Source organism: Pseudomonas sp. 2FG (assembly GCF_005502935.1).
Taxonomy (GTDB): Bacteria; Pseudomonadota; Gammaproteobacteria; order Pseudomonadales; family Pseudomonadaceae; genus Aquipseudomonas.
Genome location: NZ_SCMP01000009.1, coordinates 131,836 through 152,949, shown reverse-complemented (window position 1 = coordinate 152,949; position 21,114 = coordinate 131,836). Strand labels below are relative to the sequence as shown.

Genomic DNA, 21,114 nt, shown 5'->3' with positions numbered 1-21,114 from the left:
GTTTTCATTGGGGCTGGCTTAGCGCGCGCGGTAGGTAATGCGGCCCTTGCTCAAGTCGTAGGGCGTCAATTCAACACGTACTTTGTCGCCGGTCAGGATGCGGATGTAGTTCTTGCGCATCTTGCCGGAAATGTGCGCGGTTACGACGTGCCCATTTTCCAACTCCACACGGAACATGGTGTTGGGCAGGGTGTCGACGACAGTGCCTTCCATTTCGAAGCTGTCTTCTTTCGACATGCAGTAAAGCCCTCGGTATCCAATGAGTGGCCCGGTGCAACTGGCGCCAGGCAAAAGCGGCGTGCATTGTGCCCGAAAATAGGTCTGGCCGCCAAGGTAATTAGGCTCAGGGCCTAGGAGAGGGTTATCCAGCGCTGATTGACGAACAGCTCGATGGGGCGGTATTGGGTCTTGTAGTTCATCTTCCGGCAGCTCTTGATCCAATAGCCAAGATAGACCGCCTGCAAGCCTAGACGAACGGTTTCGCCGATCTGCCAGAGGATGGCGTAACGGCCCAGGCTGCGGCGCTCCTCGTCGGGATCGTAGAAGGTGTAAACCGCGGAAAGGCCATTGGGCAGTACGTCGGTTACGGCGACCGCGAGCAAGCGACCGGACAGGCGGAACTCGTAAAAGCGGGAAAAAGGCAGATCGCGCACCAAGAAAGTGGTGAATTGATCGCGGTTGGGTGGATACATGTCGCCATCGGCGTGGCGCTGCTCGATATAGCGCGCGTAGAGCGCGTAATACTCTTCATTGAAGGCTGGGCGCACGGCGCGAACCTGAAGCTCTTCGTTGCGCTTGAGGATTCGTCGTTGCTGGCGGGTAGGGGCGAAGTGCACCGCAGGAATGCGCGCTGGCACGCAGGCTGTGCAGCGCTGGCAATGTGGGCGGTACAAGTGATCGCCGCTGCGGCGAAAGCCCATTTCCGAAAGCTCAGCATAGACCTCCACGTCCATTGGCTGGCTGGGGTCAAGAAACAGCGTTGTGGCCTGTTCCTCGGGCAGATAGCTGCAGGGATGTGGCTGAGTGGCGTAAAACTTAAGGCGAGCCAGCTCGGTCATGGTGAACTCTCAGGGGAGCCTTAAGTAAGTGTATGCCAGGCTGCCGAACTCGCCTAGGCAAGCCAGTCAGCCGTATTCGCTTGACTCAGGTGGCGGGTCAGGTAGCCGGCGAACTCGATGCGAGGAATGGCGCGGGCGCCAAAGTTCTGCAGGTGCTGAGTGGGCATTTGGCAGTCGATCAGCACGAAACCCCAGTCCCTCAGGTGCTCGATCAGCGTGGCAAAGCCCAGCTTGGAGGCGTTATCGGCTCGACTGAACATGGATTCACCGAAAAACAGCTGGCCCATCGCTAACCCATAAAGCCCGCCGACCAGCTCCCCGTCGAGCCTGACTTCGACCGAGTGGGCAATGCCGCGCCGATGCAATTCCAGATACGCCGCTTGCATGCTGGAGGTGATCCAGGTGCCGTCGGCATGGGTGCGCGGAGCTGCGCAGGCCTGGATCACGGCTGCGAAATCCCGATCGAAGGTCACCTGATAGCGGGCTTGGCGCAGGATCTTGTTCAGGCTGCGGGAAATGTGCAGCTCACCCGGAAATAGCACGGTGCGTGGATCCGGCGACCACCAGAGAATTGGCTGCCCTTCCTGGTACCAGGGAAAGCAGCCGTGACGGTAGGCTTGGATCAGGCGGTCGGCGCTCAAGTCACCGCCGGCCGCGAGCAGGCCGTTGGGCTCGCGCAGGGCCTTGTCGAGAGAAGGGAAGTCCAGGGCGTCGCGCTGGAGCCAGGTCAGCATAGAGGCTATGGCCGAGAGGGTAGGGCTGAGGTGGGCGCGGGGCGCCCACCTACAGGGCTCAGTTGCCGATGTCGAGGAACTTCTCGACATCCAGTGCGGCCATGCAGCCCGCACCTGCCGAGGTGATGGCCTGGCGGTAGACGTGGTCGGCGACGTCCCCGGCGGCGAAGACACCTTCGATGCTGGTAGCCGTGGCATTGCCTTCGCTGCCGCCCTTGATCAGCAGGTAGCCGTTACGCATCTCCAGTTGGCCCTGGAACAGATCGGTGTTGGGTTTGTGGCCGATGGCGATAAACACGCCGGTCAGCGCTAGCTCTGTGGTCTCGTCGGTGTTGCTGTCTCGCAAGCGGGCACCGGTTACGCCGCTGGCGTCGCCCAGTATTTCATCCAGGTTTTGGTTCCAGTGCAGGCGGATATTGCCGTTGGCGGCTTTCTCGAACAGCTTATCCTGCAGTATTTTCTCGGAGCGCAGCTTGTCGCGACGATGCACCAGGTGCACTTCCTTGGCGATATTGGCCAGGTACAGCGCCTCTTCCACGGCGGTGTTGCCGCCGCCGATCACCGCGACTACCTGATTGCGATAGAAGAAGCCGTCACAGGTGGCGCAGGCGGAAACGCCCTTGCCGGCAAAGGCTTCTTCCGACGGCAGGCCGAGGTACTGGGCGGAGGCGCCGGTGGCGATGATCAGTGCGTCGCAGCTGTAGGTGCCGCTGTCGCCCTTGAGGATGAAGGGGCGCTGCTGCAACTCGGCGGTATGAATGTGGTCGTAGACGATCTCGGTGTCGAAGCGCTCGGCATGCTTCTGCATGCGCTCCATCAGCACCGGGCCGGTCAGGCCTTCGATGTCACCTGGCCAGTTGTCCACCTCGATGGTGGTGGTGAGCTGGCCGCCGGGCTGGATGCCGGTGATCATCAGGGGCTTGAGGTTGGCACGGGCGGCGTATACGGCAGCGCTGTAGCCGGCGGGGCCGGAGCCCAGGATGATCAGGCGTGAATGCTTGACTTCGCTCATATAAACACCTCATAAGCCTTTGTCACAAAAGAGAATGCGTGCTCAAATTGAGCCACACGGAAAGTGCTGTTGGCTATGCTACACCGAAGCGGGAGAGGCCGGCAAAACGCGCCATAAGCCTGCCGCGCGGCGTGGCATCAGGCGGGCAAACCCGTACAATAGGCCAAGTTTTCGCCGTCAATCGATTGTTGGGCGCGCCGTAGGCGCAGGAAAAGACGCGTTTTGAAGAATTCCACCACCACCGCTCAAGCAGCAGTTTGGCGTCAGCAACTGCACTACCGTCTCAAGGAAGGTGCGCTGATCGCGCTGGGTGCGCTCTGCCTTTATCTTTGGATGGCGCTGCTGACCTACGATCAGAACGATCCGGGTTGGACCCATACCAGCAATGTCGTGCAGGTTCAGAACGCCGCTGGCCGCGCCGGTGCATGGTTTGCCGATATCCTGTTCATGGCCCTCGGTTATTTCGCCTATCTGTTTCCACTGCTGTTGGCGGTGAAGACCCTCCAGGTCTTTCGCCACCGTCACCAGCCCTGGCAGTGGAGTGGCTGGTTGTTTTCTTGGCGGTTGATTGGTCTGGTGTTCCTGGTTTTGTCCGGAGCGGCCTTGGCCTATATCCACTTTCATTCGGGCCCCAGCATGCCTGCTTCGGCTGGCGGTGCCTTGGGTGAGAGCCTGGGGCAGTTGGCGGTTTCGGCGCTGAATGTGCAGGGCAGCACCTTGCTGTTTATCGCCTTGTTTCTGTTCGGTCTGACGGTGTTTAGCGACCTGTCCTGGTTCAAAGTCATGGATCTGACCGGCAAGATCACCCTCGATCTGTTCGAGCTGATCCAAAACGCCACCAACAATTGGTGGAGTGCGCGGGTCGAGCGTAAGCAGTTGGTCGCCCAGTTGCGCGAAGTCGATGCTCGCGTCAGCGAAGTGGCCGCACCTATGGTGCATGACCGGCGTGAACAGGCGAAGGTCAAAGAGCGCCTGATCGAGCGCGAAGAAGCCCTGAGCAAGCACATGAGCGAGCGTGAGAAGCGCCCCGCACCGGTGATTACCCCGCCCGCTGTGCCTAAAGCAGTTGAGCCGAGCAAGCGCGTGCAGAAAGAGAAGCAGGCGCCGCTGTTCGTCGATAGCGCGGTCGAGGGCACCTTGCCACCGATATCCATCCTCGATGCGGCCGAGAAGAAGCAGAAGAAGTATTCCCCGGAGTCCCTGGAGGCCATGTCGCGTCTGCTGGAGATCAAGCTCAAAGAGTTCGGTGTCGAGGTTATCGTCGAGTCCGTGCATCCGGGCCCGGTGATTACCCGTTTCGAAATCCAGCCGGCCGCTGGGATCAAAGTCAGCCGCATCTCCGGTCTGGCCAAGGATCTGGCGCGCTCGCTGGCGGTGATCAGCGTGCGGGTGGTGGAAGTTATCCCAGGTAAAACCACTGTGGGTATCGAGATACCTAACGAAGACCGCCAGATCGTGCGTTTCTCGGAGGTGCTGTCCTCCCCCGAGTACGACGAAGCCAAGTCGCCGGTGACCCTGGCGCTGGGGCATGACATCGGCGGCCGCCCGGTGATTACCGACCTGGCGCGGATGCCACACCTGCTGGTCGCCGGTACCACCGGTTCCGGTAAGTCGGTGGGCGTGAATGCCATGATCCTGTCGATTCTGTTCAAGTCCGGGCCAGAAGATGCCCGGCTGATCATGATCGACCCAAAAATGCTTGAGCTGTCGATCTACGAAGGCATTCCGCACTTGCTCTGCCCAGTCGTGACCGACATGAAAGAGGCTGCCAACGCCCTGCGCTGGAGCGTTGCCGAGATGGAGCGGCGCTATAAGCTGATGTCGAAAATGGGGGTGCGCAACCTTGCCGGCTTCAACCGCAAGGTGAAGGATGCCGAAGAGGCGGGTGAACCGCTGGTCGATCCGCTGTATAAGCGCGAAAGCATCCACGACGAAGCGCCACTGCTGAAGACCCTGCCAACCATAGTGGTGGTGGTCGACGAATTCGCCGACATGATGATGATCGTTGGCAAGAAGGTCGAAGAGCTGATCGCGCGTATCGCCCAGAAGGCACGGGCCGCGGGTATTCACCTGATTCTCGCCACTCAGCGGCCGTCGGTGGATGTGATCACCGGCCTGATCAAAGCCAACATCCCGACGCGCATGGCGTTCCAGGTCTCCAGCAAGATCGACTCGCGGACCATTCTCGACCAGGGCGGCGCGGAACAGCTACTCGGCCACGGTGACATGCTCTATCTGCCGCCGGGCACCGGCCTGCCGATCCGCGTGCATGGCGCCTTCGTTTCCGACGAAGAGGTTCATCGGGTGGTCGAGGCCTGGAAACTGCGCGGCGCGCCCGATTACATCGAGGACATTCTCGCCGGCGTGGAAGAGGCTGGCAGCGGCTTCGACGGCGGCAGTGGCGAAGGTGGCAGCGAAGGCAGTGAGGATGATCCGCTGTATGACGAAGCCGTGCGCTTCGTGACCGAGAGCCGTCGAGCTTCGATCTCCGCCGTACAGCGCAAGCTGAAAATTGGCTACAACCGCGCCGCGCGAATGGTCGAAGCCATGGAGATGGCCGGCGTAGTGACATCTATGAACACCAACGGCTCCCGTGAAGTGATTGCTCCGGGCCCGACTCGCGATTAACGCCTACCCATGGATTCAATGAGGATTTACATGCGCCTGATCCGCATGCTGTTGCTGGCAGCCATGGCTTTTGCCGTCATCCCAGCCCAGGCCGACGACGAGGCCGCCGTTCAGCGCCTGACCCAACTGCTCAGCCAGGCGCAGACCATCACTGCGCGTTTCTCCCAGCTGACCCTGGACGGTACCGGCACGCAGCTGCAGGAAACGGCTGGTGAACTGGCCTTGAAGCGTCCGGGCTTGTTCCGTTGGCATACCGACGCTCCCCAAGAGCAGTTACTGGTATCCAATGGCCAGAAGGTCTGGTTGTATGACCCGGATCTGCAGCAGGTGACGATTCAAAAGCTCGACCAGCGTTTGACTCACACGCCGGCCTTGCTGCTCTCCGGGGATGTTTCGCAGATTCGCCAGAACTTCGACATCAGCTTCAAGGAAGCCGGCGATGTGGTGGACTTCACCCTCAAGCCGAAAGCCAAGGACACGCTGTTCGATAACCTGCGCCTGTCCTTCCGCAAAGGCGTGATCAACGACATGCAGTTGATCGACAGTGTCGGCCAGCGCACCAATATTCTGTTCCTCGGGGTGAAGATGAACGCGGCGCTGGATGCCGGCCAGTTCACTTTCGATATCCCGGCCGGCGCTGATGTGATTCAAGAGTAAGAGGTGCCGACCGCAGCCCATGGACCTGTTCCGTAATACCCCCGTCGCTCAACCCCTGGCCGCCCGCCTGCGTGCAGCCAGCTTGGACGAGTACGTCGGTCAGGAACACCTGCTGGCCCGTGGCAAGCCGCTGCGCGAGGCGCTGGAGCAGGGCGCGCTGCACTCGATGATCTTCTGGGGGCCGCCGGGTGTCGGCAAGACCACGCTGGCGCGGTTGCTGGCGCAGGTTTCCGATGCGCATTTCGAAACGCTCTCGGCGGTGCTGTCCGGGGTGAAGGAAATCCGTCAGGCAGTGGAGATCGCCCAGCAGCATGCCGCGCAGTACGGCCGGCGAACCATTCTCTTCGTCGATGAAGTGCATCGCTTCAACAAGTCGCAGCAGGATGCCTTTCTCCCCTACGTGGAAGACGGCACGCTGATCTTCATCGGCGCGACCACCGAGAACCCCTCGTTCGAGCTGAACAACGCGCTGCTTTCCCGCGCTCGCGTCTATGTGCTGAAAAGCCTGGATGAACAGGCGCTGCGCAAACTGGTAGCGCGCGCCCTGAACGAGCCGAAAGGCTTGGGCGATCGCCGCTTGAGCTTGCCGGAAGACAGCTTCAAGATTCTCCTGGCGGCCGCCGATGGCGATGGTCGACGGTTGCTGAACTTCCTCGAGAACGCCGCTGATCTGGCCGAAGACGACAGCGAGATCAGCGTCGAGCTGTTGCAGAACCTGCTGGGTGACAGCCGTCGTCGTTTCGATAAGGGCGGCGAAGCCTTCTATGACCAGATTTCCGCATTGCATAAGTCGGTCCGCGGCTCCAGCCCGGACGGCGCCTTGTATTGGTTCGCGCGCATGCTCGACGGTGGCTGCGACCCGCTGTATATCGCCCGCCGCGTGGTGCGTATGGCCAGTGAAGATATTGGCAACGCCGACCCGCGGGCGCTGAGCCTGTGCCTGTCCGCCTGGGACGTGCAAGAGCGCCTGGGCAGCCCGGAAGGCGAGCTGGCGGTGGCGCAAGCCATCGTCTATCTGGCCTGCGCGCCGAAGAGCAACGCGGTCTACAACGCCTTCAACGCCGCGCTGCGGGATGCTGCTGAGCATGGTTCGCTGGAAGTGCCGCTGCATCTGCGCAATGCCCCGACCAAATTGATGAAGCAACTGGGCTATGGCGACGAATATCGCTATGCCCACGATGAGCCGGAAGCCTACGCCGCTGGCGAAGATTACTTCCCGGACAACCTTGAGCCGCGCAGTTACTACCAGCCGGTGCCACGCGGCCTGGAGCTGAAGATCCGTGACAAGCTGAATCATCTCGCGGCGCAGGATCGCGCCAGTCCGCGGCAACGGAGAAAGCCATGATCCGAGTGATTCTTGCGGTCGCCGTAGGCGGTACAGCGGGCACCCTGTTGCGTTTTGCCACCGCCAATTGGATCAGCGCCCATTGGCCGCAGCACTTCAATGTCGGCACGCTGCTGGTCAATCTTGTCGGTTGTCTGCTGATCGGCTACCTCTATGGCCTGCTCTTGCTCCGCCCGGATATACCGCTGGAGTTGCGCGCCGGTTTGATCGTCGGCTTTCTCGGTGGGCTGACGACCTTTTCCTCCTTTTCCCTCGACACGCTGCGCTTGCTGGAAAGCGGGCAGTTGCCGCTAGCTCTTGGCTATGTGGCACTCAGCGTGCTCGGCGGCCTGCTCGCCACCTGGGCGGGCTTGTCCCTGACCAAACTCTGATGATGAGAGACGAACATGCTTGATCCCAAACTGATACGTACTGAACTGCAGGCCATCGCCGAGCGTCTGGCTGCCCGCGGTTATCAACTGGATGTGGCGCGTATCGAAGGGCTGGAAGCCCAGCGCAAAAGCGTACAGAGCCGCACCGAGCAACTGCAGGCCGAGCGCAATGCGCGTTCCAAATCCATCGGTCAGGCCAAGGCCCGCGGTGAGGATATCGGCCCGCTGATGGCCGACGTCGATCGCATGGCCAACGAGCTGAGCAGCGGCAAGCAAGAGCTGGATGCGATCCAGGTCGAGCTCGACTCCATTCTGCTGGGCATTCCCAACCTGCCGCACGAGTCGGTGCCGGTCGGCGACGATGAGGAAAGCAACCTCGAGGTACGCAGCTGGGGCACGCCGAAGGTGTTCGACTTCGAGATCAAAGACCATGTGGCCCTGGGCGAACTGCACGGCTGGTTGGACTTTGAGCGCGCCGCCAAGCTCTCCGGCGCGCGTTTCGCGCTGCTGCGCGGCCCCATTGCCCGTCTGCACCGCGCACTGTCGCAGTTCATGATCAACCTGCACACCGGCGAGCATGGCTACGAAGAGGCTTACACGCCTTACCTGGTGCAGGCGCCAGCGTTGCAGGGCACGGGTCAGCTGCCGAAGTTCGAAGAAGACCTGTTCAAGATCAGCCGCGACGGCGAAGCCGACCTGTACCTGATCCCGACGGCCGAGGTTTCGCTGACCAATATCGTCAGCGACGAGATTCTCGACGTTAAGCAGCTACCGCTGAAATTTGTCGCGCACACCCCGTGTTTCCGTAGCGAAGCGGGGGCTTCTGGCCGCGATACCCGTGGCATGATCCGTCAGCACCAGTTCGACAAGGTCGAGATGGTGCAGATCGTTGAGCCGAGCAAATCCTATGAGGCGCTGGAAAGCCTGACCGGCAACGCCGAGAAAGTCTTGCAGCTGCTCGAGCTGCCGTACCGTGTGCTGGCGCTGTGCACCGGCGACATGGGCTTCAGCGCCAGCAAAACCTATGACCTGGAAGTCTGGGTGCCGAGCCAGGACAAGTATCGCGAGATTTCCTCCTGCTCCAACTGTGGCGACTTCCAGGCCCGGCGCATGCAGGCGCGCTGGCGTAACCCGGAAACCGGCAAACCGGAGCTGGTACACACACTGAACGGCTCGGGTCTGGCGGTTGGCCGGACCTTGGTCGCCGTGCTGGAAAACTACCAGCAAGCCGACGGCTCGATCCGTGTACCGGAAGTGCTCAAGCCCTATATGGGCGGCATCGAGGTAATAGGTTAAATGGATTTTTTGCCGCTGTTTCATAACCTGCGCGGACAGCGCGTATTGGTGGTTGGTGGCGGCGAAATTGCCTTGCGCAAATCGCGCCTGCTAGCCGACACCGGTGCGGTTTTGCGCGTTGTGGCGCCGCAGATCGAGACGCAGCTGGCCGAGCTGGTCGAGCAGGGTGGCGGTGAGCTGCATGAGCGCGGCTATGTGGCAAGCGATCTGGAGGGCTGCGTGTTGGTTATCGCCGCCACCGATGACGAGCCATTGAATGCCAGGGTGTCGCACGATGCTCGCGGCCGTGGCCTACCGGTCAATGTGGTCGATGCGCCGGCCCTGTGCAGCGTTATTTTTCCGGCCATTGTCGACCGTTCGCCATTGCTGATGGCGGTCTCCAGCGGCGGCGATGCGCCGGTGCTGGCACGCCTGATTCGCGCCAAGCTGGAAACCTGGATTCCCGCCAGCTATGGCCAGCTGGCAGGGTTGGCCAAGCGTTTCCGTAGCCAGGCCAAAGATCGGTTTCCCAATCTGCAGCAGCGCCGGGTGTTCTGGGAAGATGTATTCCAGGGCCCGATCGCCGAGCGCATGTTGGCCGGGCAGGGCGCCGAAGCCGAGAAACTGCTGCAAGCCAAACTCAGTGGCGCCGCCCCCACGGGGCTCGGTGAGGTCTATCTGGTCGGTGCCGGGCCTGGCGATCCCGATCTCCTGACCTTCCGCGCCTTGCGTTTGATGCAGCAGGCCGACGTAGTGCTGTACGACCGTTTGGTCGCGCCGGCGATCATCGAGCTGTGCCGACGGGATGCCGAGCGCATCTATGTCGGTAAGCAGCGCGCCGAACATGCCCTGCCGCAAGAGGAGCTCAACCAACAGTTGGTCGAGCTGGCGCAGCAAGGCAAGCGCGTATTGCGCTTGAAGGGCGGCGATCCCTTTATTTTTGGCCGTGGTGGTGAAGAGATCGAGGAGTTGGCCGCCAACGGCATCCCCTTCCAGGTGGTGCCGGGCATCACCGCCGCCAGCGGTTGCGCGGCCTATGCCGGTATTCCGCTGACCCACCGCGACTATGCCCAGTCGGTGCGCTTTGTCACTGGTCATTTGAAGGATGGCAGTTGCGATTTGCCTTGGGGCGACCTCGTTGCGCCGGGGCAAACCCTGGTGTTCTACATGGGCTTGGTCGGGTTGCCGATTATCTGCGAGCAACTGATCAGGCACGGACGCGCCAGCACGACTCCGGCCGCGCTGATCCAGCAGGGCACCACTGCCAAGCAGCGCGTGTTCACCGGTACCTTGGCGAATCTGCCGGAACTGGTGGCGCAGCATGAGGTGCATGCGCCGACGCTGGTAATAGTCGGTGAAGTGGTGACCTTGCGGGACAAGCTGGCCTGGTTCGAAGGCGCTCAAGAACAGGTGTAGTTGAGTGGGGTGGAAAATCCGCATAGCGGTTTTCCACCATGGGGCGTCCAGGCTACCGCGTTAAGAATTCGAACGAATGGCGCAAACTCTACGCCTTCAGGATCGATTAAATCGGTTGATTGCGCGCATCCCAGTACTGCTGAGCTTGCGCGAACGCCTCTTCGCGCGGCCTGCCTAGCCCGCGTAGAGCCAGCGCCATCGTGGCTTGCACCGCCAGGCGGCCATAGTCGTCTTCGACTTCGCCCTTCCAGAAGGCGCGCAGATGTTCCGGATCAAGCCTTTCCGGTTTGACGTGGCGCTGCGCCGAAAGCGCCGGCCATTCCTCATCCCAGTTGCTGCCGCCGGTCGTGCCGTACAGGTGCGAGCCGACATCCGGATTGATTTCGATCTCGCCGCCATCACCTTTGATCACGATGCTGTGGTCGCCGAGCAACTGGCAGGCCTCGCGGTGCGCCGCCTGATAGCCCGGATGGAAGATGCTCTGCAGGCCGCAGCGCGCGTTGAGTGGGTTGAGCACGCGGGTTAGGGAGTGGATCGGCGAACGCAGGCCCAGGGTGTTGCGCAGGTCGATCATCCGTTGCAGTTGCGGCATCCAGTCTGCCAGCGGGCTGAACGCGAGGTTCTGCCGCTCGAGCGCCTGGCCGACCGACGGCCAGTCGCGGCAAAGCGGGATGCCCAGCAATTCGAGCAACTGCTCGCTGTACAGCCGTCCGGCAGTGTGCGCGCCGCCGCCATGCATCAGGATGCGCACACCGTTGTTGGCCAGGCACTTGGCGGCCAGCAGGTACCAGGGCAGGTGGCGTTTCTTGCCAGCGTAGGTCGGCCAGTCCAGGTCAACGGCGAGGGCCGGGGCGCCCAGACGCGCGCGAACGGCCTGGGTGAAGCCGGCCAACTCCTCGGGGCTTTCCTCCTTGTAGCGCATCAGCATCAGAAAGGCGCCCAGTTGGGTGTCTTCGACTGTGCCATCGAGCAGCATGCCCATCGCCTCGCGGGCTTCGTCCTGGGTCATGTTACGGGCGCCACGCTTGCCTTTACCGAGGATACGCACGTAATGGGCGAAAGGGTGCTCGGCTGGGGTGGTCAGAGTCAGAGGCTGCGGATTCATAGGCAATTGGTCGGCTTCGGCAGGCCCGCCAGTTTGGCGGCGAGTTTGGCTGGGGTGCCCTTGAACAGGCGGTTGAGATGCAGGCTGTTGCCTTTTTCCGGTCCGAGTTTCAGCGCCACATACTTGATCAGCGGGCGGGTGGCCGGAGAAAGCTGGAATTCGCCATAGAAAGCCCGCAGCAGTTGCAGGACTTCCCAGTGCTCGGCGCTCAGCGGCAATGCTTCCTGCGCGGCCAGGGCTTCGGCGACAGCCGGCGACCAGTCGCTCAGCTCGAGCAGGTAGCCGTCTTTGTCCAGCGCGATACTGCGCCGATCGACTATCAATGCCCTCATAGCCAGCTGTTGACCTTGGCAAAGCGCGTGCAGATGTCGACAAAGCCCGGGTAGTCGAGCGCCTGCAGGCGGGCCGGGCCACTTAGGGCGCGGGCGTGCAGGTCTTCGTCGAGGGCAAACAACGCGATGCTGGCGGGCATCAGTTCCAGCGCTTGCAGGTGGGCGCTGCCGGGCTGCAGGGCGTAGGTCGCATCGCCCGTCAGCAGCAGCGCATCCGCGGAGCCGAGCAGGCGCAGGCAACTGCTCAGGCGGCTGTCGCTGAACGGTGAATGGGAGAGGATATGCAGGGTGGCCATCAGAGGGTGATCACCTGGTCGTAATGGTCGATAAGGGTGGCCAGCGCCGCATCATCCAGGCTTTGCACCGGTAAATTCAGGGGTTGGGCAGCCAGGCCACGCTCCTGCAGGCTGCGCGTGCTGGCATAGAGCGATTCCACGCCGAACAGTGGCAGGGCCTGGAGGTTGGCGGTCAGGTCTTTCTGCTGCAATGCGCTGGGTTGCTGGACTTGGGCTAGCTGGAAAACCCCGTCGTCGAGAAATAGCAGGCCGACAGGCAGGTCGAAGGCGCCGCCGGCCAGGGCGATATCCAGTGCCTCGCGGGCAGCGGGGCCGGACCAGGGCGCCTGGCGGCAGATGATCAGGAGTGATTTGGCCATCTCAAGGGCCTCCAAAACAGACCAGGCGATCGGCCAGCTGCACCGCCTCATGCAGTTGCCCCAGGCCGGAGAGCTCCCAGGGCTGGGCCAGGTTGGCGGCGCCGCGTTGGTAGCGTTGCGCCTCCTCCTCATTCAGCACGCCACGCCGCAAGGCGGCGGCGATACACACCACGCCATCGAGTTGTTGCTCGCGGACGAAGGCCGCCCATTCGCCAGGTAAGTCCAGCTCATCCTGGGGTGTCACAACATTATTCGAGGCGCTGTACACGCCATCCTGATAGAAAAACAGCCGCACGATTTCATGCCCACCCGCCAATGCGGCCTGGGCAAAGCGCAATGCGCGCCGCGAGGAGGGTGCGTACGGTGGGGAGAAGAGGGCGATGGCAAACTTCATGGCATACCCGGCAAGGGAAATTCTGCCGGAATGATACGGCCTGAACGCGCAAGTTGCTCGCCGCAGGCATGAAAAAGCCCGCCGAAGCGGGCTTTTCTACAGCATGCAAGCTATCAATCGTCGCTGCCAGCGATACCCAGCAACTGCAGCAGGCTGACGAACAGGTTGTAGATGGACACGTACAGGCTGATGGTGGCCATGATGTAGTTACGTTCGCCGCCATGAATGATGGCGCTGGTCTGGAACAGGATGCAGACCGAGGAGAACAGCACGAAGCCAGCGCTGATCGCCAGTTGCAGGCCGCTGATCTGGAAGAACAGGCTCGCCAGCGTGGCGCCGATCAGCACAAAGAAACCGGCGGTGATAAAACCCGCCAGGAAGCTCATGTCCTTGCGCGTGGTCAACACATAGGCCGACAGGCCACAGAACACCAGGGCAGTCATGGCAAACGCCGAGCTGACGACTTCGCCGCCATTGGGCATGCCCAGGTAGCGGTTGAGGATCGGGCCGAGGGTGTAACCCATGAAACCGGTCAGGGCGAATGTCGCCACCAGGCCCCAAGGCGAGTTGCGCAGCTTGGCAGCCAGAAAGAACAGGCCGTAAAAGCCGATCAGCACCACGAAGAAGCTTGGGTAAGGGACACGCATCTGCTGCGCTACATAGGCCACCAGGCCGCTGAAGGCCAGCGTCATGGCCAGCAGGCCATAGGTGTTGCGCAGAACGCGGCTGACTTCCAGCTGCTCGACCTGCGCGTGGCTGACTGCGTAATCTTGTTCGTGCATGGCAACACTCCTGAAAGGACTTAGGGTTCCGTGACCAAGGTCGTAAGGGATCATAACAGAGACCTTGCCACTGCCAATCTCGAGAGTTTGACAGTGTGTTTCGTTCCGGTATTATTGCCGCCCGCACTTTTGCGGAGGTGTGGCCGAGTGGTTTAAGGCAACGGTCTTGAAAACCGTCGACTGTAACAGGTCCGTGAGTTCGAATCCCACCGCCTCCGCCATCTTCTCTTCGCTCAAATCAGCAGCGCCACAACCCAAATCCTGGCGCTCGCTATTTGACGGTTATGCGCCAAGCTAGGTTTAGCCGAAGCTTTTTTGCTAAGGTGGCCAGCATCCGATAAGACCGCTGCAATGAGCGGCTTTTGACGCACAACGAGGTGTCGCTTGATTAGGGTGCTAGTGGTCGATGACCACGATTTGGTTCGAACAGGCATCACCCGCATGTTGGCCGATATCGATGGCTTGCAAGTGGTGGGGCAGGCTGACTCCGGTGAAGAATCGCTGAAAAAAGCCCGCGAACTAAAGCCGGATGTCGTGCTGATGGACATCAAGATGCCCGGCATCGGCGGCCTCGAAGCCACCCGTAAACTCCTGCGTAGTCACCCCGATCTGAAAGTCGTTGCAGTGACCGTCTGTGAAGATGATCCGTTTCCCACGCGCCTGCTACAGGCCGGTGCGGCCGGTTACCTGACTAAGGGCGCCGCGCTGGAGGAGATGGTTCAAGCCATTCGGCTGGTGTTCGCCGGCCAGCGTTATATCAGCCCGCAGATTGCCCAGCAGCTGGCGCTGAAGTCCTTCCAGCCGCAGACCAATGGCTCGCCCTTCGATTTGCTGTCTGAGCGTGAAATCCAGATTGCCCTGATGATCGCCGGCTGCCAGAAGGTGCAGAGCATCTCCGACAAGCTCTGCCTATCGCCGAAGACGGTGAATACCTACCGCTATCGCATTTTCGACAAGCTCGCGATTACCAGTGACGTGGAATTGGCCTTGTTGGCCGTGCGCCATGGCATGGTCGATGCCTCCAGCTGAGATGGCTGAACCGTTCGACTCCAGCGCCTTCCTCGCCACCTGCAGTGGGCGGCCTGGCGTGTATCGCATGTTCGATGCGGACGCCAAGCTGCTCTATGTGGGCAAAGCGAAAAACCTGAAGAAACGCCTCGCCAGCTATTTCCGCAAGACCGGGCTGGCGCCCAAGACCGCCGCATTAGTGGTCAAGATCGCCCAGGTTGAAACCACCATCACCGCCAACGAGACCGAGGCGCTGCTACTTGAGCAGACGCTGATCAAGGAATGGCGACCGCCCTACAACATCCTGCTGCGGGACGATAAGTCCTACCCCTACGTGTTTCTGTCCGACGGTCACTATCCGCGCCTGAGCATTCATCGTGGCGCCAAAAAGCAGAAGGGGCGCTACTTCGGGCCTTACCCGAGTGCCGGGGCCATTCGTGAAAGCCTCAGTTTATTGCAGAAGACCTTTTTGGTTCGTCAGTGCGAAGACAGCTACTTCAAAAACCGCACCCGGCCTTGCCTGCAATATCAAATCAAGCGCTGCAAAGGCCCCTGCGTCGGTTTGGTCGATCCCGCCGAGTACGCCGAGGATGTGCGGCACTCGGTCATGTTCCTCGAGGGGCGCAGCAATGCCCTGACCGACGAGTTGTCCAGCGGCATGGAGCAGGCGGCCATGAATCTCGAGTTTGAACGTGCCGCCGAACTGCGCGATCAAATTTCCCTGCTGCGGCGCGTACAAGATCAACAAAGCATGGAGGGCGGCACAGGCGATGTGGACGTTGTCGCGGCCATGGTCAACCCGGGGGGGGCTTGCGTACACCTGATCAGCGTGCGCGGCGGGCGCGTGCTGGGGAGCAAGAACTTCTACCCGCAGGTGGCCATTGAAGAAGATGTCAGTGAAGTGCTGGCAGCGTTTCTGGCGCAGTACTACCTGAGCAGTCATGAGCGCGATCTGCCTAGCGAGCTCATCGTCAATGCCGCCCACGACGATTTCCCGGCGTTGATCGAGGCGATTTCAGCGTTGCGGGGGCGGGAGCTGAGTATCAGTCACCGTGTGCGTGGCACCCGGGCGCGCTGGCAGCAGTTGGCGGTGACCAATGCCGAGCAGGCGCTCGCGTCGCGCCTGGCCAATCGTCAGCACCTCGCCGCGCGTTTCGATGCTTTGGCGCAAGCGTTGGATCTGGATGAGCCACCGCAGCGGATGGAGTGCTTCGATATCAGCCACTCCAGCGGTGAGGCGACTGTTGCCTCCTGCGTGGTGTTCGGCCCAGAAGGGCCGCTTAAATCCGATTACCGCCGCTACAACATCGAAGGAGTCACGGCGGGCGATGACTACGCCGCCATGCACCAGGCGCTTACTCGTCGCTTCAGCAAGGTTAAGGATGGCGAGGGCAAGCTGCCGGATATCCTTCTGGTGGACGGTGGTAAAGGGCAGTTGGCGATGGCGCGGGAGGTGCTGCAAGAGTTGGCGGTGCCGGATCTAATCTTGCTCGGGGTGGCCAAGGGCACAACCCGCAAGCCTGGGCTGGAAACTCTTTACCTGAATGATGCGGCCCACGAGTTCACCTTGCCGGGCAATTCACCCGCGCTGCACCTGATCCAGCAGATTCGCGATGAATCGCACCGTTTTGCCATTACCGGGCACCGTGCGCGGCGTGGTAAGGCGCGCCGTACTTCCAGCCTGGAAGAGGTCGCCGGAGTAGGGCCGAAGCGCCGGCGTGAGTTGCTCAATCATTTCGGCGGCCTGCAAGAGCTGGCGCGCGCCAGCACCGAAGAAATCGCCAAAGCACCCGGGATCAGTAAAAAGCTCGCCGAGCTGATTTATGCCGCCCTGCACAGCGAGTAGAATGCCGGCTCACCTCGCAGCCTAGTCGTGCCGATGAATATCCCCAACCTGATCACCATACTGCGCGTCCTGCTGATCCCGATCTTTATTTTGCTGTTCTATCTACCGTTCTCGTGGAGCTATCTGGCCGCCAGTGCGGTGTTTGGTTTTGCCGCCATCACTGACTGGCTCGATGGCTATCTGGCTCGCCGCCTGGAGCAAAGCACGCCGTTTGGGGCTTTTCTCGATCCGGTGGCGGACAAGCTGATGGTGGCTGTAGCACTGGTGTTACTGGTGGAGGAGCACGCCACTCTCTGGCTGACCTTGCCGGCGGCCATCATCATTGGCCGAGAGATTGTCATCTCGGCATTGCGTGAGTGGATGGCTGAACTGGGTGCGCGGGCGCATGTGGCGGTATCTAACCTGGGCAAATGGAAGACTGCTGCGCAGATGGTGGCGCTGGTGATCTTGTTGGCTAATCCGCCATTGCTGACGGTCTGGGTGGTGCTCGGTTATGTACTGCTGATTGTCGCGGCGGCGTTGACGCTGTGGTCCATGGTGCAGTACCTGATCGCCGCCTGGCCGCACCTCAGCCCAACCGCGAAAAATAAATAAGCTTTTTTGAATCAAGGGGTTGACTGGGTGTTTGGATTCTATAGAATGGCGCCCGTCACCAAGACGCGGGAATAGCTCAGTTGGTAGAGCACGACCTTGCCAAGGTCGGGGTCGCGAGTTCGAGTCTCGTTTCCCGCTCCAATTTGTTGACGTTGACGCCGCAGTTTGCGGCGTCTTCGTTTGAGGCCGGGTGGCAGAGTGGTTATGCTGCGGATTGCAAATCCGTCTATGCCGGTTCGATTCCGACCTCGGCCTCCATTATAGGAAAGCCCCGTAGATCTTTGATCTACGGGGCTTTTTCTATTGAGGTGGATGTTCCTTCCGCGCTCAATTTGTAGCTGTTGAAACTTGCGTCGCAGGGTAGGGCTGTATATATTCCTGCGCTCGCCATGGGGCGCGGATGTCGATTCTGCCGCAAGCACCCATAGCCAAGATTTACCGTTCTACCGCCCGGATGGCGAAATTGGTAGACGCAAGGGACTTAAAATCCGACTTGTCAAGCTTTTTCAGCTTGTCCAGCTCGGCTAAAAAGTCAATGGTGACAAGAGCTTGCGAGTAGCCAGGACGTAACTTCGTAGTTAGTCTTGGCGAACTAGGGGCCAGCTAGGCGCCGGTAGATAGCGGTAAGTGTTTTTGCGCGTTGTGCACTACGCCCGAGTGGTGAAATCGGTAGACACAGGGGACTTAAACAATTTGAGCCTTCGGAGGGAAACGTCCGAAGTGAAGCCCGTCAAATTCGGCGAAAGCCCTGGATACTTCGGTGTCCGAGCCAACGCCGAGCCAAGCCCAAGCCCCGCTTGGGAAGGTGTAGAGAGCAGACGGCGGGCACCTACGGCCGCAAGGCTATGGTGAAGGCGTGCTCCAGCCCACGAACGTCCCGCGACTTGCAGGACGGCGGCGAAAGCCGAAGTGGGACGAAAATCCCCCGCCGAAAGGCGTGCCGGTTCGATTCCGGCCTCGGGCACCAATTTGGAAGCCGTCCTTGCCTCTGCAAGGGCGGCTTTTTATTTACGGCTCGCTGCTTCGTCCAACTCAAATTTCTTGTTCTCGTCCATGGTCACTCGGCTTGCTCAGAAGAGCTTTCTGGCTGCCCTGCCGGCGAGATCGGCAGGGTAATACACAACGCGATCAACTGATCCGCTAGCGGCCAGGTCGTAGATCGAGGCGGTCAAGTTCTTCTAGCGTTTGGACCACGGTCTCGACGAGCTCACCATCAAAATCATCCCGTTCGGCCTCCTCATGGGTGCCCTTGTTGAGATAGGTCCACACAAGGTTATTCATGGGGATTCCGAGAACTCGGCCGTAGGCGGTCAAAAGCGGGTCTTTGTTGGCATGGTTGAAGGTCTGTGCGTCGCGCAACTTCTTCACTAGTGCTTCGCACAGGTTGCGAAGTGCGGGCTCAGCTCCAACACCCGCGAGCAGGAGATTGAGAAGGCCTTGATCATGACTTCCCAGCCAGCGCCAAGTTTTTTCTGAGAGCATTTCGAGAGCTTGGCGTGATGCAGCTAAAGCCTCTCTATCATTCAGTGCTTCCCGTGCCGCTCGGGCCTTGGCGATGTAGTTCGCAGTTGGAATGTTGCCCGCCACTCTAGGTTGATAGTTTCCGTCGTGATGGCGGAACAAGTAGACCTGGCACGAACCTCGCCGCTGGGCGGGAAGATGCTGCTGGATGTCCTTGATGAACTCATTGCTGTGGCAGGTTACGATTAACTGAGTTTGTGCGAACTGATCGCTTTCAAATATGGCCTCGCGGATGCCGCCTCGATGGTCATGGTCGATCGCATTGATGGCGTCATCGAAAACGATGACGGGGCAGCCTATGCTCTTTGCCTTGGCCATGAGAATAGCCAGCCCGAGGCAGCGGATATGGCCTTCGCTAAGGACGTGCAGAGCATCCATGCGAGCATCAGGATTACTGCGGAAGCTGATTTCAATCTTTCCATCACCAGCCAATGGAAGATGTAGTGCGGAAAGCTTGTCTTCATCCCGGTCATTGCGATTGAACGCGTTGTAGAGATCCTTAGCTGCGTCGTTAAGACCGGCCATCAATTGCTCTGGAAGCTGGTCTCTATACGCCCGCAGCTCTTCCAAGAATCGGTCATACGCTATCTTGAAGGGCGTATCTCGTGCTATGTCTAGCTTCTCTTGCTCTGCTTGGGTAATGAGTTCAGCGTTTGTTTCGTCAAATGCCTTGATACGGTTATTTGCGGCTTCGACGTTTTCCTTCAACTGCTGTCGCTTGAGGTCCTGGGCCTGAACCCGCAACTGAAACTCGCTGAGTCGCCGACGTTCAGCAACGTGTGGCTGCCGGTCATGTTGCGCCTGCCGTGATGCATCGTCTTGTGCAGCCATGCGATCGACGACTGCAAGGATCTCGTCCATCGATGGAATCTCTGCTTCAGTGGCAGCAGCTTGTGGGTGAATGACTGACCACCAGCGGCCCACGGGTTCCCCTGGAAGCTGCGCGATCCAACGACCGATCGCGCCACCTTCCTCGGCTTGTGCTGTAAGGAACGTGGCGATGGGGGCGAACATCTGGCGTAGTTCGCGAGATGCCTGGCCGAGTGCGGTTTCTGCAGTCTGCTGCTGATCTTGTAGGACTCCCAACTCTTCGAGTTGCCTCAGGCCGTCCGTTGCCTTCTGATAGGGATTTGTCTCGACGTGGGGCTGACCGTCGAGCGGTGTGTCGCATGCAGGGCAGCGATCTCCGACAACATCCCGGAGAGCGAGCACGGAGTCATACAGCGCTTTGAAAGAGACTTGGTCGCTCTTTGCGCGAAGTGCGGCGATGATGGCATCGAGTCCCTCGCCGCATTGCCGAGCCTTGTCTAGCGCATCTAGGAGGCCTTGACGGATTACGCCAAGCACATTTGGCGGCACAGCTTCCAGAATGCCGTCAAGCTCCTGCAGCCGACCAGGAGCATCGGCGGTACCTATTAGGTTCTTGAGTGCTTCGTAGGTAGTGTCGGCTGCATACTCTCTCGCTAACGCTGCCTCCTCATCGGAAAGCACCTGCTGAGATGCTGCTTCGCTCTCGATAGTCGCACGGTCCGCAGCCAATGCATTGCGGCGTGCAGCCAAGGTATTCTGCCGCTCGCCGATCAAGACGAGTTGCCCGTCAATCGACTCGTTGAAGTGGCTGACGAACTCATTGAACTGATCCATGCCGAAGAGGGTGGCAATCAGTTCTGCTCGTTGTGCATTGGGCCGAGCTGCGATCCTTGAGAATGCATCTATCCGGTTCTTCTCAATGAAACAGAAGCGATAGGTGTCGAGACTGGCAACAACGTCGACTTCTCGCCCGTGTTGATCTGTGGCCTTCAGTACTGGAGGGTCGAATCGCCTGTCGTGAACATTGGCAAGATAGGTGCGTGCGGCAATGCGCTTGTTGCCAGCCTCTTCGACATCTCCGAGGAGGGCGTATTCCAGCCCTTCGCACAAGCTGGTCTTGCCACTGCCGTTGGGACCATAGAAGAGGATGATCTGCTTCGAAAGGTCGAACGGCTCAGGTACCCGAAACCCTCGGAATGGGCCTAGTGTTAGATGCCGAAGCTTGGCCCACGGCCAAGTGCCGGCATCGGCTTCGACGGCCGCAGCCGGTGCTGCAGCGACTGTGTTCGCAAGGTCAGTGCAAACCAATCCTACGAGGTAAGTGGATCGCTGGTTGCGTTGACGTGATGTCCCCGCCAGCTCATCGAAATTTCGCAGTGCTAGGGTAGCTAGGCGCCGCACGTCCTCGGGCACCTGCTTGTCCGGCTGATAAAGCCACCGCACGTAGCGTTCGAAGTCCTGCCTTGCAGATGCCATTCACCCCCTCCTTGTTGTTGGCTATTTGGCGCTAAGCGTAGCGTAAGCGAGGGTCCCCCGGGCAAGACGCATCTGTCGGTACCCTAGCTGTTGAT

The 21,114-nt window shown here is 60.3% G+C and carries 20 protein-coding genes and 3 tRNA genes; 12 read left to right on the top strand and 11 right to left on the bottom strand.

Annotated elements, in window-relative coordinates; genetic code table 11:
• Window positions 1-18: 18 nt before the first annotated feature.
• The 4 genes from infA to trxB all read right to left on the bottom strand — a co-directional run bounded on the left by infA (window position 19) and on the right by trxB (window position 2,804).
• The gene (infA, locus tag FFS13_RS11395) at window positions 19-237 is read right to left on the bottom strand and encodes a translation initiation factor IF-1 (protein ID WP_002553999.1); all 219 of its coding nucleotides are present in this window, start codon (window positions 235-237) and stop codon (window positions 19-21) included.
• Between the two features lie 113 nt (window positions 238-350).
• Complete coding sequence (locus FFS13_RS11390; protein ID WP_137819209.1) at window positions 351-1,058, bottom strand: arginyltransferase; 708 nt, start codon at window positions 1,056-1,058, stop codon at window positions 351-353.
• A gap of 53 nt (window positions 1,059-1,111) precedes the next feature.
• The gene (gene aat / locus FFS13_RS11385; RefSeq protein WP_137819208.1) at window positions 1,112-1,792 is read right to left on the bottom strand and encodes a leucyl/phenylalanyl-tRNA--protein transferase; all 681 of its coding nucleotides are present in this window, start codon (window positions 1,790-1,792) and stop codon (window positions 1,112-1,114) included.
• A gap of 58 nt (window positions 1,793-1,850) precedes the next feature.
• Entirely contained in the window at window positions 1,851-2,804 is a 954-nt protein-coding gene (trxB, locus tag FFS13_RS11380; RefSeq protein WP_137819207.1) for a thioredoxin-disulfide reductase, read from the bottom strand.
• Window positions 2,805-2,984: 180 nt separating this feature from the next.
• On the opposite strand from trxB, the gene ftsK reads away from it, so the two are divergent.
• The 6 genes from ftsK to cysG are packed head-to-tail and all read left to right on the top strand — an operon-like array spanning window position 2,985 to window position 10,496.
• Entirely contained in the window at window positions 2,985-5,432 is a 2,448-nt protein-coding gene (gene ftsK / locus FFS13_RS11375; protein WP_171006471.1) for a DNA translocase FtsK, read from the top strand.
• 30 nt (window positions 5,433-5,462) lie between these two features.
• Entirely contained in the window at window positions 5,463-6,089 is a 627-nt protein-coding gene (gene lolA / locus FFS13_RS11370) for an outer membrane lipoprotein chaperone LolA (RefSeq protein ID WP_137819205.1), read from the top strand.
• Between the two features lie 19 nt (window positions 6,090-6,108).
• Complete coding sequence (locus FFS13_RS11365; RefSeq protein WP_137819204.1) at window positions 6,109-7,434, top strand: replication-associated recombination protein A; 1,326 nt, start codon at window positions 6,109-6,111, stop codon at window positions 7,432-7,434.
• Window positions 7,431-7,805 (top strand): fluoride efflux transporter CrcB, encoded by a 375-nt coding sequence (gene crcB / locus FFS13_RS11360; protein ID WP_137819203.1) that lies wholly within the window; start codon window positions 7,431-7,433, stop codon window positions 7,803-7,805. Before FFS13_RS11365 ends, crcB begins: the two co-directional genes overlap by 4 nt.
• A gap of 15 nt (window positions 7,806-7,820) precedes the next feature.
• Window positions 7,821-9,101, top strand: coding sequence for a serine--tRNA ligase (gene serS / locus FFS13_RS11355; protein WP_137819202.1), 1,281 nt, complete (start codon window positions 7,821-7,823; stop codon window positions 9,099-9,101).
• Window positions 9,102-10,496, top strand: a complete 1,395-nt coding sequence (cysG, locus tag FFS13_RS11350) for a siroheme synthase CysG (RefSeq protein WP_137819201.1) — start codon at window positions 9,102-9,104, stop codon at window positions 10,494-10,496. It begins immediately after the preceding gene.
• Between the two features lie 106 nt (window positions 10,497-10,602).
• On the opposite strand, the gene FFS13_RS11345 is transcribed toward cysG, so the two are convergent.
• From FFS13_RS11345 to FFS13_RS11320, 6 genes are all read right to left on the bottom strand, one after another.
• The gene (locus FFS13_RS11345) at window positions 10,603-11,586 is read right to left on the bottom strand and encodes a glycosyl transferase family protein (RefSeq protein WP_371922951.1); all 984 of its coding nucleotides are present in this window, start codon (window positions 11,584-11,586) and stop codon (window positions 10,603-10,605) included.
• Window positions 11,587-11,597: 11 nt separating this feature from the next.
• Window positions 11,598-11,933 (bottom strand): TusE/DsrC/DsvC family sulfur relay protein, encoded by a 336-nt coding sequence (locus FFS13_RS11340; RefSeq protein WP_137819199.1) that lies wholly within the window; start codon window positions 11,931-11,933, stop codon window positions 11,598-11,600.
• Complete coding sequence (gene tusB, locus FFS13_RS11335) at window positions 11,930-12,229, bottom strand: sulfurtransferase complex subunit TusB (protein WP_137819198.1); 300 nt, start codon at window positions 12,227-12,229, stop codon at window positions 11,930-11,932. The genes FFS13_RS11340 and tusB overlap by 4 nt, the downstream gene beginning before the upstream one ends.
• Window positions 12,229-12,588 (bottom strand): sulfurtransferase complex subunit TusC, encoded by a 360-nt coding sequence (gene tusC, locus FFS13_RS11330; RefSeq protein WP_137819197.1) that lies wholly within the window; start codon window positions 12,586-12,588, stop codon window positions 12,229-12,231. Before tusC ends, tusB begins: the two co-directional genes overlap by 1 nt.
• A 1-nt stretch (window position 12,589) precedes the next feature.
• On the bottom strand, window positions 12,590-12,982 hold the full coding sequence (gene tusD / locus FFS13_RS11325; RefSeq protein WP_137819196.1) for a sulfurtransferase complex subunit TusD: 393 nt from the start codon (window positions 12,980-12,982) through the stop codon (window positions 12,590-12,592).
• A 113-nt stretch (window positions 12,983-13,095) separates the two neighbouring features.
• Window positions 13,096-13,764: a Bax inhibitor-1/YccA family protein gene (locus FFS13_RS11320; RefSeq protein WP_137819195.1), complete on the bottom strand. Its 669-nt coding sequence runs from the start codon at window positions 13,762-13,764 to the stop codon at window positions 13,096-13,098.
• 133 nt (window positions 13,765-13,897) lie between these two features.
• On the opposite strand from FFS13_RS11320, the gene FFS13_RS11315 reads away from it, so the two are divergent.
• The 6 genes from FFS13_RS11315 (at window position 13,898) to FFS13_RS11290 (ending at window position 17,470) form a co-directional block, all read left to right on the top strand.
• A tRNA-Ser gene (locus tag FFS13_RS11315) sits at window positions 13,898-13,985 on the top strand.
• 163 nt (window positions 13,986-14,148) lie between these two features.
• On the top strand, window positions 14,149-14,793 hold the full coding sequence (gene uvrY / locus FFS13_RS11310; protein WP_137819194.1) for a UvrY/SirA/GacA family response regulator transcription factor: 645 nt from the start codon (window positions 14,149-14,151) through the stop codon (window positions 14,791-14,793).
• 1 nt (window position 14,794) lies between these two features.
• Window positions 14,795-16,618: an excinuclease ABC subunit UvrC gene (gene uvrC, locus FFS13_RS11305; RefSeq protein WP_137819193.1), complete on the top strand. Its 1,824-nt coding sequence runs from the start codon at window positions 14,795-14,797 to the stop codon at window positions 16,616-16,618.
• A gap of 33 nt (window positions 16,619-16,651) precedes the next feature.
• Window positions 16,652-17,212, top strand: a complete 561-nt coding sequence (gene pgsA, locus FFS13_RS11300; RefSeq protein ID WP_137819192.1) for a CDP-diacylglycerol--glycerol-3-phosphate 3-phosphatidyltransferase — start codon at window positions 16,652-16,654, stop codon at window positions 17,210-17,212.
• Between the two features lie 65 nt (window positions 17,213-17,277).
• Window positions 17,278-17,353 (top strand) — tRNA-Gly (locus FFS13_RS11295).
• Window positions 17,354-17,396: 43 nt separating this feature from the next.
• Window positions 17,397-17,470, top strand: a tRNA-Cys gene (locus FFS13_RS11290).
• Window positions 17,471-18,352: 882 nt separating this feature from the next.
• Here the strand turns inward: FFS13_RS11290 and FFS13_RS11285 are convergent.
• Window positions 18,353-21,019 carry an AAA family ATPase gene (locus FFS13_RS11285; protein WP_137819191.1) on the bottom strand — a complete coding sequence of 889 codons (2,667 nt, stop codon included), beginning with the start codon at window positions 21,017-21,019 and terminating at the stop codon, window positions 18,353-18,355.
• Between the last annotated feature and the right edge of the window lie 95 nt (window positions 21,020-21,114).

Bases quoted from the DNA above. Each gene is read 5' to 3' on its own strand.
- infA (WP_002553999.1), bottom strand. From the start codon at position 237: ATGTCGAAAGAAGACAGCTTCGAAATGGAAGGCACTGTCGTCGACACC.
- FFS13_RS11390 (WP_137819209.1), bottom strand. From the start codon at position 1,058: ATGACCGAGCTGGCTCGCCTTAAGTTTTACGCCACTCAGCCACATCCC.
- aat (WP_137819208.1), bottom strand. From the start codon at position 1,792: ATGCTGACCTGGCTCCAGCGCGACGCCCTGGACTTCCCTTCTCTCGAC.
- trxB (WP_137819207.1), bottom strand. From the start codon at position 2,804: ATGAGCGAAGTCAAGCATTCACGCCTGATCATCCTGGGCTCCGGCCCC.
- lolA (WP_137819205.1), top strand. From the start codon at position 5,463: ATGCGCCTGATCCGCATGCTGTTGCTGGCAGCCATGGCTTTTGCCGTC.
- FFS13_RS11365 (WP_137819204.1), top strand. From the start codon at position 6,109: ATGGACCTGTTCCGTAATACCCCCGTCGCTCAACCCCTGGCCGCCCGC.
- crcB (WP_137819203.1), top strand. From the start codon at position 7,431: ATGATCCGAGTGATTCTTGCGGTCGCCGTAGGCGGTACAGCGGGCACC.
- serS (WP_137819202.1), top strand. From the start codon at position 7,821: ATGCTTGATCCCAAACTGATACGTACTGAACTGCAGGCCATCGCCGAG.
- cysG (WP_137819201.1), top strand. From the start codon at position 9,102: ATGGATTTTTTGCCGCTGTTTCATAACCTGCGCGGACAGCGCGTATTG.
- FFS13_RS11340 (WP_137819199.1), bottom strand. From the start codon at position 11,933: ATGAGGGCATTGATAGTCGATCGGCGCAGTATCGCGCTGGACAAAGAC.
- tusB (WP_137819198.1), bottom strand. From the start codon at position 12,229: ATGGCCACCCTGCATATCCTCTCCCATTCACCGTTCAGCGACAGCCGC.
- tusC (WP_137819197.1), bottom strand. From the start codon at position 12,588: ATGGCCAAATCACTCCTGATCATCTGCCGCCAGGCGCCCTGGTCCGGC.
- tusD (WP_137819196.1), bottom strand. From the start codon at position 12,982: ATGAAGTTTGCCATCGCCCTCTTCTCCCCACCGTACGCACCCTCCTCG.
- FFS13_RS11320 (WP_137819195.1), bottom strand. From the start codon at position 13,764: ATGCACGAACAAGATTACGCAGTCAGCCACGCGCAGGTCGAGCAGCTG.
- uvrC (WP_137819193.1), top strand. From the start codon at position 14,795: ATGGCTGAACCGTTCGACTCCAGCGCCTTCCTCGCCACCTGCAGTGGG.
- pgsA (WP_137819192.1), top strand. From the start codon at position 16,652: ATGAATATCCCCAACCTGATCACCATACTGCGCGTCCTGCTGATCCCG.
- FFS13_RS11285 (WP_137819191.1), bottom strand. From the start codon at position 21,019: ATGGCATCTGCAAGGCAGGACTTCGAACGCTACGTGCGGTGGCTTTAT.